This is a genomic window from Flavobacterium polysaccharolyticum (genome assembly GCF_038739875.1).
GTDB classification, from domain to species: Bacteria; Bacteroidota; Bacteroidia; order Flavobacteriales; family Flavobacteriaceae; genus Flavobacterium; species Flavobacterium polysaccharolyticum.
Genome location: NZ_JBCGDP010000017.1, coordinates 55075 through 67776, shown reverse-complemented (window position 1 = coordinate 67776; position 12702 = coordinate 55075). Strand labels below are relative to the sequence as shown.

General features: G+C 33.9%; 12 protein-coding genes and 3 tRNA genes. 1 reads left to right on the top strand and 14 read right to left on the bottom strand.

Going from position 1 to position 12702, the window contains the following annotated elements; translation table 11 throughout:
* Positions 1–24: 24 nt before the first annotated feature.
* The 9 genes from tuf to WFZ86_RS15645 form a co-directional block, all read right to left on the bottom strand.
* Positions 25–1209 (bottom strand): elongation factor Tu, encoded by a 1185-nt coding sequence (gene tuf / locus WFZ86_RS15685; RefSeq protein ID WP_342692803.1) that lies wholly within the window; start codon positions 1207–1209, stop codon positions 25–27.
* 54 nt (positions 1210–1263) lie between these two features.
* Positions 1264–1335, bottom strand: a tRNA-Thr gene (locus WFZ86_RS15680).
* Between the two features lie 66 nt (positions 1336–1401).
* Positions 1402–1482 (bottom strand) — tRNA-Tyr (locus WFZ86_RS15675).
* A 53-nt stretch (positions 1483–1535) separates the two neighbouring features.
* Positions 1536–1609 (bottom strand) — tRNA-Thr (locus WFZ86_RS15670).
* 91 nt (positions 1610–1700) lie between these two features.
* Entirely contained in the window at positions 1701–2003 is a 303-nt protein-coding gene (hpf, locus tag WFZ86_RS15665) for a ribosome hibernation-promoting factor, HPF/YfiA family (RefSeq protein WP_342692802.1), read from the bottom strand.
* A 36-nt stretch (positions 2004–2039) separates the two neighbouring features.
* A complete protein-coding gene (locus WFZ86_RS15660; protein ID WP_342692801.1) occupies positions 2040–2936 on the bottom strand; it encodes a tyrosine-type recombinase/integrase in 897 nt (298 codons plus the stop codon).
* A 70-nt stretch (positions 2937–3006) separates the two neighbouring features.
* Complete coding sequence (gene rpsU, locus WFZ86_RS15655; protein ID WP_064716531.1) at positions 3007–3204, bottom strand: 30S ribosomal protein S21; 198 nt, start codon at positions 3202–3204, stop codon at positions 3007–3009.
* A 73-nt stretch (positions 3205–3277) separates the two neighbouring features.
* Positions 3278–4447, bottom strand: coding sequence for an acyl-CoA dehydrogenase family protein (locus tag WFZ86_RS15650; RefSeq protein ID WP_342692800.1), 1170 nt, complete (start codon positions 4445–4447; stop codon positions 3278–3280).
* A 22-nt stretch (positions 4448–4469) separates the two neighbouring features.
* On the bottom strand, positions 4470–5345 hold the full coding sequence (locus WFZ86_RS15645) for a ComEA family DNA-binding protein (RefSeq protein ID WP_342692799.1): 876 nt from the start codon (positions 5343–5345) through the stop codon (positions 4470–4472).
* A 226-nt stretch (positions 5346–5571) separates the two neighbouring features.
* On the opposite strand from WFZ86_RS15645, the gene WFZ86_RS15640 reads away from it, so the two are divergent.
* Positions 5572–7041 (top strand): APC family permease, encoded by a 1470-nt coding sequence (locus WFZ86_RS15640; protein ID WP_342692798.1) that lies wholly within the window; start codon positions 5572–5574, stop codon positions 7039–7041.
* Positions 7042–7094: 53 nt separating this feature from the next.
* Here WFZ86_RS15640 and WFZ86_RS15635 read toward each other — a convergent pair whose 3' ends face one another.
* The 5 genes from WFZ86_RS15635 to WFZ86_RS15615 form a co-directional block, all read right to left on the bottom strand.
* Positions 7095–7322 (bottom strand): hypothetical protein, encoded by a 228-nt coding sequence (locus WFZ86_RS15635; protein WP_064716527.1) that lies wholly within the window; start codon positions 7320–7322, stop codon positions 7095–7097.
* Positions 7323–7539: 217 nt separating this feature from the next.
* A complete protein-coding gene (locus tag WFZ86_RS15630) occupies positions 7540–8808 on the bottom strand; it encodes a DUF2851 family protein (protein WP_342692797.1) in 1269 nt (422 codons plus the stop codon).
* Positions 8809–8870: 62 nt separating this feature from the next.
* Complete coding sequence (locus WFZ86_RS15625; protein ID WP_342692796.1) at positions 8871–9356, bottom strand: 3'-5' exonuclease; 486 nt, start codon at positions 9354–9356, stop codon at positions 8871–8873.
* 1 nt (position 9357) lies between these two features.
* Positions 9358–10719: a pyridoxal-phosphate dependent enzyme gene (locus WFZ86_RS15620; protein WP_342692795.1), complete on the bottom strand. Its 1362-nt coding sequence runs from the start codon at positions 10717–10719 to the stop codon at positions 9358–9360.
* A gap of 11 nt (positions 10720–10730) precedes the next feature.
* Entirely contained in the window at positions 10731–12677 is a 1947-nt protein-coding gene (locus WFZ86_RS15615) for a putative porin (RefSeq protein WP_342692794.1), read from the bottom strand.
* Positions 12678–12702 lie beyond the last annotated feature (25 nt).

Here is a 12702-nt window from a genome sequence, read left to right as displayed (position 1 = left end):
TAGTTTATTTGTTTTAGTTAAAAACTAAAGGATTTCAGTAACTTGACCTGCACCTACAGTTCTACCACCTTCACGGATAGCAAAACGTAAACCTACGTTTAATGCAATCTCGCTTAACAATTTAACTTCAATAGTTAAGTTATCTCCAGGCATAACCATCTCTACACCAGCTGGTAAAGAAATAATACCAGTTACGTCAGTTGTACGTACGTAGAATTGTGGACGGTAGTTATTGTGGAATGGAGTGTGACGTCCACCTTCTTCTTTTTTCAAGATATACACCTCAGCTTTGAAGTGATCGTGAGGTTTAACAGAACCTGGTTTACAGATTACCATTCCTCTTTTGATATCTTCTTTTTGAATACCTCTCAACAAGATACCAACGTTATCTCCAGCTTCACCTCTATCAAGGATTTTACGGAACATCTCAACTCCAGTGATTGTAGAAGTCAATTTTTCAGCTCCCATACCAATGATTTCAACTGGATCTCCAGTGTTAGCAACACCAGTTTCGATACGACCTGTAGCTACAGTTCCACGACCAGTGATTGAGAATACGTCTTCAACAGGCATCAAGAAAGGTTTTGCAACATCTCTTTCTGGCTCTTCGATCCAAGCATCAACAGCTTCCATCAATTCAATGATTTTAGGAACCCAAGCAGGATCATTGTTCAATCCACCTAAAGCAGAACCTTGAACAACTGGACCATTATCTCCATCATATTCGTAGAAAGATAATAAGTCTCTGATTTCCATCTCAACTAACTCTAACAACTCAGCATCATCAACCATATCCACTTTGTTCATGAATACAACGATTCTTGGAATACCTACTTGACGACCTAATAGGATGTGCTCACGAGTTTGTGGCATTGGTCCATCAGTAGCCGCAACAACAAGAATAGCACCGTCCATTTGAGCAGCACCAGTAACCATGTTCTTAACGTAATCCGCGTGACCTGGACAGTCAACGTGAGCGTAGTGACGGTTAGAAGTTTCATACTCTACGTGAGAAGTATTAATTGTAATACCTCTTTCTTTTTCTTCTGGAGCATTATCAATTTGATCAAATGATTTTGCTTGACAGTAACCTGCATCAGACAATACTTTTGTAATTGCCGCAGTTAATGTAGTTTTTCCGTGATCCACGTGCCCAATTGTACCAATGTTCAAATGGGGCTTGTTACGGGTAAAATTTTCCTTTGCCATTTTACTTAATTTTTAATCTTAGTTATATATTTATTTCAATTTCCTACTTACTTGAGCCAACTACGGGAATTGAACCCGTGACCTCTTCCTTACCAAGGAAGCACTCTACCCCTGAGCTAAGTCGGCAGAATCCTTGATTAATAAACGCAGAACATACTACCTACTACTTATAATCTTTTATTCTAAATTTTGTGGGGAGAGCAGGATTCGAACCTGCGAAGTTTTCACAGCAGATTTACAGTCTGCCCTCGTTGGCCGCTTGAGTATCTCCCCTTAATTACCATAACCTTAAAGAACATGTTCAAAACAGAGCTTGAACTTAAAAGAGCCGGTGGAGGGACTCGAACCCACGACCTGCTGATTACAAATCAGCTGCTCTAGCCGACTGAGCTACACTGGCAATTATCAATAAAAAAGTCCGCTATTTCTAACGGACTGCAAATGTATAGATTTTATCTCTTAATCAAAACATTTTTTGAAAAAAAATTGAATTAAATATGAGATCTTATTTTTTCTTTTCTTTTAACCAACAAACGCTCTAGAGATTCAGCAGACAAATCAACCGCTTCCTCAAAAGTTTTGCATTGTTTTTTTACCAAAAAATCATCACCAGGAACATTAATTTTGACCTCAACTATTTTATTTTCCTTATCACTCGTCTTTTCAACCTTCATAAAAACATCCGAAGACACTACCTTATCATAGTATTTTTCTAACTTATCCATTCGAACTTGAACAAAATCTACGAGCTTTCTGTCAACAGTAAAGTTAACTGCGTGAACATTTACCTTCATAATCATTAATTTTTGTGGTTAAACATGAAATCAGAATTATCTCAGACTTCTTGGATGAGCATCTTTGTACACTTTTTTTAACTCTGACAAACTACTATTAGTATACACTTGAGTAGACGCTAAACTTGAATGCCCCAATAATTCCTTTATTGAATTTAAATCTGCCCCGTTATTTAGCATATGAGTCGCAAAAGTATGCCTTAAGACATGAGGACTTTTTTTTACCTTTTCAGAGACATTACTAAAGTACAAATTAATTGTTCGATAGACAAAAGATTGACTTAATTTTAACCCTTTTGAAGTAACAAAAAAATATTCAAAGTCAACCAGATCTTCCAAATTTGATCGCTCCTTTAGATACATCTCGATACGACCTACCAACATCAACAACATTGGAACAATCCTTTCTTTATTCCGCTTACCAAGCACTTTTATAGAAGCAGCACTAACATTTACATCCTTATGCCTTAAATTAATGATTTCCGCCCTACGCATTCCCGTAGCATAAAACATTTCAATCAGCAACCTATCCCTTAAAGAATCAAAATCAGCATCATCATAAAAAAAACCATCAAGACTATTCATCTCTTTTTCAGAAAAAGGAATTTGTATATTTTTAGAAGTTTTTAAAGCTCGATGCTTAAGCAATGGACTAGCAGAAATCTGTTTTGTCTTCATTAAAAATTTATAAAAAGCCTTCAAGGAAGCAATTTTCCTGTTCACAGAGACATTATTCAATCCCGAATCAACCAAAAAAACCACCCAAGCACGAATATGAACATAAGCAACCTGCTCGAGAACAACCCCAAAAGAAGCCTCATTTAAAAAAAACTCAAAAGCATCCACATCATCACAGTACGCTTTTTGCGTATGCAATGAATAATTCTTCTCTAGAACTAAATAATCCCTAAAAGCTACTTTAATAGAAGTCATAAAAAAAACCGTTAGGATCAAAGTTATAAAACTTTAATCACTAACGGTAATAAATTTTGAAAACAAAAATTTAGATATTCTCTAAACTATCTTTCATATTTTGAATGTAAGCCGCTTTTTGAAACTTCATTCTATTGATAACTGACGGCTTAATAAAAGCAGTACGCGCTCTTAATTGACGAACAGTTCCAGTTTTATCAAATTTTCTTTTGTAGCGCTTTAATGCTCTATCGATATTTTCTCCGTCTTTAATTGGTATAATTAACATAATTTTATCACCCCCTTTCGTTAAGTGCGCAAAAGTAGTAAAGTTTTATCAATTAGCAATCAAAAAATGATAATTATTTTACTGCGGGTTTATAATTTTGTTTATCAATAATCATTTTTGACAATATCTCTTTCAAAATTTCAGAAGTACCTCCTCCTATCGGCCCTAAACGACTATCCCTAAACAATCTTGCAAGTGGATACTCCTCCATATAACCATAACCTCCTAACATTTGAAGACAGCTATAAATAGTTTCATCAGCCACTTTTGTTGATTTCAATTTAGCCATCGTCGCTTCTTTGACTACATATTCACCTTTATCTAAGCGTGCAACAGCAGCATAATTGAAGATTTTACAATGCTCTACTTCAGTCGCATGCTCAACAAGAGTGTGACGTAAAGCTTGAAACTTATTTATTGTTGTTCCAAATGCTTCACGACTGGACATATAATCAATGGTATAATCCAAAGCGAATTCTGCTCTTGCGTGCGCATTAATTGCCATAATCAAACGTTCCAAAGCAAAATGCTGCATAATATAAGCAAAACCTTTGTTTTCCTCCCCCATCAGGTTTTCCAATGGTACTTCTACATTATCAAATGCAATTTCTGCTGTATCAGAAGCTCTCCACCCAAGTTTATCTAATTTGGTCGCCGAAATTCCTTTAGATGAAGTATTCATTAAAAAAATACTAATCCCTTTATTCCCAAGTGCAGGATCTGTTTTAGCAGCAACAACATAATAATCCGCATACACTCCATTAGTAATAAATGTCTTGGATCCGTTTATAATGTACTTATCGCCTTTTTTTATTGCATTTGTTCTCATTCCTGCAACATCACTCCCGCCAAAAGGTTCAGAAATACACAACGCTCCAATTTTTTCACCAGCTATACTTGGAGCCAAATACTCTTTCTTTATTCTTTCATCGCCTTCTGCATTAAGATGTGTCATTGCTAAATAAACATGTGCCCAAATAGCAGCTGCAAAACCAGATGATTTTATTTTTTGAAGTTCTTCTAACAAAATCACCATATAAAATAAATCTAGATTTAGGCCACCGTATACTTCAGGATAAGAAATACCTAAAAACCCCATCTCTCCGAACTTCTTCCAAATAAAACGGTCAATTGTTCCAGATTTTTCCCATTGCTCAATATAAGGTACCACTTCCTTATGCAAAAAATCCTTTAAACTTGCCCTAAACAAATCATGTTCTTCTGAAAAATATGCTGAATTCATAAAATGCGTTTTTGTTTTATTTTTAGAACTTCAAATATAACGCAATTATTTTTGCTTTATCAACAGGAAAACCTTTAATTTTTGACAAATCCTCAATATTTTTAAAATCACCATTCATGCTTCTATAAATTAAGATTTGTTTAGCCAATGCATATTTGAAGTAAATAAACTGAGACAGTTCTTTTAAAGAAGCATTATTCACATCGATTAGTTCTAGTTCTGGTAATTTCGACACATAAAACTGGCTATTTAAATTTTCGATTACTTCTGGAGACACCCCCCAAACCTCATTTAGCTGTTCCATAGCCACAAAACCTTTCAAGCTACTTCTTTGAGCGATTATTCGATTCGCTATGACGTCACCAATACCGTAAACTTTAATTAAATCTTCTTTTGTCGCAAAATTAACATCCATCTTAACTAGCTTCTTTTTATCTTTTGTACCATAAAAAGTAATTGCTTTCATATCGTTTCTTTTTTTACCATTCACCCAATCAGGGAATTTAAAAAATGGAGCTAATTTATTCAAGAGCACATCCGAAACACCCGTTACGTTCTGAAATTCCTCTGCGGAGTTTACATAACGATTTGTTTTTCGAAAGGCATGAAGTCGATCAATTTCTTCTACAGACATTCCTAGTTTATATCCTTTGTAGTCTGTTATAAAGTTAGGATTGAAGAGGTAAAGTGTAGCACCCGTCTGCTTATTATTTTTTAGTTCATCAATCTTTAGCTGCAACGAAAGCCAATCTTTGGCAGCTATTGAAACACTATTTCTAGGACTTTCTCCTACAAACCAATAAAACAGTTGTAAACCGATTATGGTACCAAACAAAACCAAAAGTCCTTTTCGCTGACTATTGGTAAACTTTAAATAAAACAAAAACCTTTTCAACATCATAAAGCAATTAATATTCCAGCTAAAAATAAAAAAAACACAATATCTTAACAAGAAAAATACACGTGATTTAAACTAGAAAAAAAATATAACTAATTCATAATCCTAAGCGTTATCATTTTATGTGTGGAAATATGAAAAAAAGTAAGGTTAAAAGAGATAATTTTTTTTATTTTTTATAAAAAACAATACATTTGGAACTTAATAACTAAAACAACAAATAACCATGTCAATTTGGAGAGTTAAACCAATATCAGCTTTTGAAGCCGATATGAAAAAAAGTAATTTGAAAAGGGTTCTTGGAAAATGGAGCCTTACCGCTATTGGCGTTGGAGCCATTATTGGTGGTGGTATTTTCGTTCTTACAGGAACAGGAGCATATTATCATGCTGGTCCTGCTTTAGCAATTTCATTTATAATTGCAGGTATTGCCTGTGTTTTTGCTGCTCTATGTTACTCAGAGTTTGCTTCTATTTTACCTGTTGAAGGATCTGCATATGCTTATGCTTATGGAACTATTGGAGAAATATTCGCTTGGATTATAGGATGGGGACTTATTCTAGAGTATGCGATGGGATCTATGACGGTCGCCGTTTCTTGGTCAGGCTACTTCAATAAATTACTAAAGATGTTTCATATAGAATTACCAGAATACCTAACAACAGATCCTGCTAGCTACACTGGAGAAGGTTTTTCAATGAATTTACCAGCATTTTTAATTGTACTATTTGTAATTTCTATTTTGATAAAAGGCACAAAAAGTGCTGCAAAAGCAAACAATATGATTGTACTTCTTAAAGTATCTGCTGTTTTGTTTGTAATAATTGCTGGAGCATTTTTTATTAATACAGATAACTGGCATCCATTTATTCCTGAAGCTACTCAAATTATTGAGAAAGAATCCACTCATAACGCATACGGGTTAACAGGAATTGTTTCTGGTGCTGCAGCTATTTTCTTTGCATATGTTGGTTTCGACGCTGTTTCAACACAAGCTGGAGAAGCAATTAATCCTAAAAAAGATGTACCGTTTGCTATTATCGCCTCATTATTGATTTGTACTTTTCTTTACATTCTTGTGTCGTTAGTTTTGACTGGAATGATGAATTACCAAGACTTTAACCCACTAGGGAAATATCCTGATGCTATCAAAGCTCCTGTTGCTTATGCTTTTGATATTGCTGGTCAAGGATGGGCAGGTCTTATTATTACGATTGCCGCAACCGTTGGTTTGATTTCAGTATTGATGGTTATGATTATGGGACAATCTAGAATTTTCTTGGGAATGTCTAAAGATGGTTTGATTCCTCAAGTGTTTTCAAGAGTTAATCCAATTTCTGGAACTCCTAAAACTAATTTAATGATCTTAGGTGGAATCATAGCAACTGTTGCCGCTTTTACTCCTATTAACAAACTTGCAGACATGACTAGTTTTGGAACTTTGTTTGCCTTCACTATGGTTTGTATTGCGGTTTGGATTTTGAGAGTAAAACAACCAAATTTAACAAGAACTTTTAAAGTACCTGCTTTACCAGTGATTGCTATTTGTGGAATTTTAATCAATACTTATTTAATGATTAACTTGAGTTTAGATGCACAATTACTATCCTTAGGATGGCTTGCAATTGGAATCATAGTATATTTTGGATATAGTAAAACAAGATCAAAATTAAATAACGAAGAGACTGAACAATAGTCAATTTATATATTTAAAAAAGAAGCCGTTTCAGTTTTGAAACGGCTTCTTTTTTATAAATCGAATACGGAAGATCTTTTTGCGCGGACTAAATCTTTCAAACGAATCCAAAAAGCTAAAGTTAAGTATACTGCAAACCATAACCCAGCAGTTACAAAGGATAGATAAATAAAGAACAAACGCACATTTGTGACGCGCATTCCTAATTTATCTGCTAAACGTGAGGACACATGAAAGCCGTGTTTTTCAAAAAAGAATTTGAGTTTGATTATTGCTGACATTGTTTTGCAATTGAATTAATGAAATAGTGAGACAAAATTACATTTTTATCTTTACTATTTAGAAGAGGATACAAAATGATTGCAAAAAAACCATTTGCCTACTGCTAGCCCCGATGGGAGTGGCATCCTTTGCCTTTTTCCTTTAAAAAGGCAAAGATATAACGGACAGCGGGAACAATAATCCCAAATATACTGATTGTTTATGCTCCAAAAAAGACTATTGCTTAAGTAATTCTGAACCAATAGCACAATCGAGACATCTACTTTTATTACAATATTCTGATTTTAACTGAAGTAATGTTTGAGCTTCAAAAGCATTTTTGGTGGAAATTCCAATTGATTTAAACTTGTCTAAAATTGCATTCTTTTCTGAATCTAGAGATTGCATCAAAGCGATTAATTCCTCTGTTATTTCTTTTCCCTGACTTTTTGCATACGCAAATTGAATTGGAATTATGGTATTGATTAACAACAGATCAACAAAAGATTTGGTGAGTTTTTTGCTTTTTTTAGTACTGATTTTATCGAATTGATAGTGGGTTTGCCAATACTCTGAAGTTGTTACTGCAAAGCGTTCATAAAGTAAGGGTAACGAAAATTCGTTGGTGATTTTAGAAAAAAGATTTTTTTCTTGATGGTATAAGCTTGCCAATTGAGACAACCGAATAGTTGGAAAATTATCAGGTCTGTGCTTGAAAAATTGGAGTGGCTCAATGAATACCTTCTCAATCGAGTACTTTTGGAGTAGATAATAGAAACGAAATTGCAAGTCCTTAAAATACGTATCTTCTTTATCGTGATCTAACAAACCTGCTATTCCGAAAAATAGCGCTTCTAGATTTTGCAAATCCGAGGCTTCTTTTCGAATCACAGCAAAAGGAATGGATTGTGCTATTTTGAAAAAAGAAACTCCGTTTGTATTCAGTCCAAAATTCTTAGCTAATAAGAGGAATAAAACCGCTTCCCAATCATTATTTGTAGCGAGCAAACTATCGAAAACAGACTGAGATTTTCGTTCTAGGCGTTCAAAAAAGAGGCGTTCTTGCCAGTTAGTAATTACAAATTGATTGACTTGTTGTATTTGGTTTTCGCAATAAATCCAAGATTTTTGAGCTAACAAATGTTTATAAGAAAGTAATAGATCTCTCTTTACAAAATCTCGAAGCTCCAAAACAGGAATTTCGACATTATTAGGACCAAACACATCGGAATCGTGTTCCCAAACAACATGTAAAATGACATTATTGTAAGCCACATCACGTTCATGATTATGCAAAAACCAATCTGAAGAATTGACATGGATTTCGATATTACCTGCCCATTTTTGATCACCAATTATGATTTGAGCATTGAAAAAATCAGGCCCAGCAGTTTCTAAATAATACCCTGGATGTAGTATTGAAATAGTTTCTCCTTTGACAGTTTGTAACTCAAGCGATGTTAACTTTTGGTATTTCCAGACATAATGCAAAAAATCTTCTTTCATATTGGTAGACGATTTAAATGAATTGACTACTAATGTATTAAAAAAACCTAAATGAAAGAAAATTATTTCAATAGATACAATTTAGCACAAGCTCTGGCATCGGATAACGCTTCATGATGATCTAATGGAATGTTCATTATCCTGCAACAGTCGCTTAATTTTGCAGGTTTAAATCCTTTAGCTTTATAAATTTTTACAGTGCATTCCCATCGGGAGCCAATATTTAAATCTTCATAATTTAAACCGTGCAAAGCCATCGTTTTGGACAACACATTTCGATCGAAACTTTCGTTATGAGCTACAACTATTCTATTTTGAAGACGCTTTTCAATCTCTGGAAAAACCTCTACAAACGTTTTAGCATTTGCTGTATCTCTGGGATAAATCCCGTGTACTTGAATGTTGAATGGATTATAAAAATTATTTGGCGGTTGAATCAAAGTAACAAACTCATCTACAATAATTCCCTCCTCAACTGTAACAATGCCAACCGAGCAGGGATGATAGGCCGTTGCCGTTTCAAAATCTATTGCAGTGAAGGTGCTCATTTTATTTTATAGATCCGATAATATCGTATTTAGTAATAATATGATGATTTCCATTGCCCAGATCAATCAAAACAGCTGCATTTTCACGAGTGAATAATTTCGACACTTCTTCAATAGGGGTGCCCATTGGTACGATTGGAAATGGTGCTCCCATAATTTCTCTCAAAGGACGATCGGCAGTGTTTTTATCAGTAATATAACTTTGAAACAATAACGACTCATCTACAGACCCAACAAATCCAGTAACATCAACCACTGGAATTTGAGAGATTTTATATTTACGCATACGCTCAATTGCATGCGATACTAGCTCTTCTGTTCTTGCAATAACTAAGGGTTTATCTATATGATCTTTAATTACATCCTCTGCTTTTGTAATTTCATCTTCCAAAAATCCTCTTTCACGCATCCAATCATCATTGAACATTTTGCCAACATACCTACTTCCTGAATCATGAAACAATACTACAACAACATCTTCTGGATTAAAGTGTTCTTTAAGTTGCAATAATCCCTTAATAGCAGCTCCAGCAGAATTACCAACAAAAATCCCTTCCTCAAGTGCAATTTTTCTGGTATAAACTGCCGCATCTTTGTCTGTCACTTTTGTAAAACCATCAATCAGAGAAAAGTCAACATTTTTAGGCAAAATGTCTTCTCCAATTCCTTCGGTGATATAAGAGTAGATTTCGTTTTCATCAAAAATACCCGTTTCGTGGTATTTTTTAAAAACAGAACCATAAGTATCAATACCCCAAATTTTGATATTTGGATTTTTCTCTTTCAAATATTTTGCAACGCCAGAAATAGTTCCACCGGTTCCAACTCCAACCACAAAATGCGTAATTTTTCCATCGGTTTGTTCCCAAATTTCTGGACCAGTTTGCTCATAATGCGCTATAGCATTCGATGGGTTATCATATTGGTTTACATACCAAGAATTAGGCGTTTCTTCGGCCAAACGTTTGGAAACGGAATAATAAGAACGTGGATCTGTTGGTTCTACATCTGTAGGACACACGACCACTTTGGCACCAACGGCACGAAGAATATCCATCTTCTCTTTGGACTGTTTATCTGAAATTACACAGATTAGCTTGTAGCCTTTTACAATCGCTACTAAGGCTAATCCCATACCTGTATTTCCAGATGTCCCTTCAATGATTGTACCTCCAGGTTGCAAACGACCATCGGCTTCGGCATCTTCAATCATTTTTATAGCCATTCTGTCTTTAACAGAATTTCCAGGATTGAAAGTTTCCACTTTGGCCAAAACCAAAGCATCAACTCCGTTAACAATCTTGTTCAATTTCACTAATGGGGTATTACCAATAGTGCCTAATATGTTTTGTGAAAACTTCATTTGTAAAAAAATTAATTAAAGAAATTCCAAACCAAACCAAAACGAACCGTAAAATCTCTATATGGCGTATTGGGAGCTGAAAAATAATTATTTGAAGAAAAAAGGGCATTAAAATGCTCTGCTTTTAAATAGATACGAGTTCGTTGAATTTTGGCATTTACAAAAAAGTCAAACAACGGAAAGTTACCGATTTTCTTGTCGTTTTGTACAAAAAATTCCCCAACAACTGGATTGTAGTCATTAGCAAAATACGATGTAAAATAGTTCAACACAATTCCCGTTTGTAAATGCAACGCTTTGTTCTTAAAATAAGCATCTGAAAAATAAAAGGCACTTCTCAGCGTAAAATCGGGTACGTTCAAAATTGCGTCAGATTGAGTTACTTTTTGATATAAAAAGGTATTATCAAAACCAAATTTTCCAAAATTGAATTCTCGACTTGCTTTTACTGATAAATAATTAATTGTTTTATCATACTGATTAGGCGCAACAATCTGCTGTCTCTCTAATTTTTGAGCAGCAGTCGTTATATCTTCAAAAAATAAAAAATCTTTTAAGATGGTGTACTGAGCAGAAAAATTAACCCATTTGGTAGTAGCATTAGCTAAAATGCTATTTATTTTTTCATTTTTAAAATTGTTCGACCAATTGTAGTTCACAAAACTTGATTGATACAAATTATAGTTATTATTGGCTAATTTATTTTTGTTTTGGTATTCAAAAGAAAACTGATTATCCTCGTCTAAGTCAAAAACCATTTTAGCTTCAAGATTAGACAAGGATTGATTAGTAATAGAGCGGGAATACAAAAATTTACCGTTCCATTTGCCTTTGGTGTAATTGTATTGGGCACCAAAACTATTAATCTTTTCACTTATCAAACTTGGAATTACTTTTGAACCTAAAATTAAAATTTGATTATAATAATAGTTACTTCTAAAATCATCAATAAAAAAATTAAACTTACCAAGTGTAGTATTCTCATAAGCTACGCCAACTCGATTATACATTTTATTAAAATGAGTTTGGTCGTTGATATTGCTCGAAGAATAAGAATCACCAAATCTCAAAACAGAAGAATTTCCTACTGTAGATTCGACAGTGGCTTGATTGTATTCAAAGAACTTATTTTCGTAATTGAATTGATGGTTTACCAATAAATTATTGGCTCCCTTTTTTTTGTTGATTCTAAATTCGTGATCTAAAAACAAACGTCTTCCTTTCAAAAAAGATTTTGCATCGGTTAAAAAAACTTCTAAACGAGCTCGATTATCATAGTTTGGATCTTCACCTTCGAAATCAGAAACGGTTGTAATACCTCCATTTTCACCATTTAAAATATCTTGGTACGTAAAATGTCCGTTGGCTATATATCTAAAATCCTTAGTATGATAACTGGTAGTGAATCTGAAATTGCCTGAACTAGATAATTGGTTGATGTATCTTCCTAAAGATCGCAATCCACGATAAGCAATAGAGAAGTTAAGATTTTCATTCACATTAACGGCAAAATAAGAATCTAAAGATTGTCCTTGCTGAATAGTCGTCTTAAAGTAAATCTCTGTTATAGGAGTAGCCACAGAAGCATATCGAATTTGATTGGCCTCCATAAAATTGAAATGCTTGGCTTTGAACCCCATCTCTGGAAAAATATCATTTTTGACCAAACCATAATTAAGGGTATTATAAGTTTGCCCTTCATTTGGAAAGGCTAAAAGCCCAAAATTATCTTTTCTTAAATAATTATGCGAATACTCTTTTCTGATTGTCAAAGAGGTATCAATATAAGTAGTATCTCTATCCAAAGTAATGATACGATACAAATCGATTGGGGCTATTTTATTCTTCGTGGTGACAATGGGGGCTTTACTCTCATTCTCAGAAAGAGTTCTTCCTTGTTTTTGAGAATATAAGCACAGAGGAAATAAAACAATTAATATTAAGAATTTATTTTTCATTTATTATTCTATGTATCTATAAATT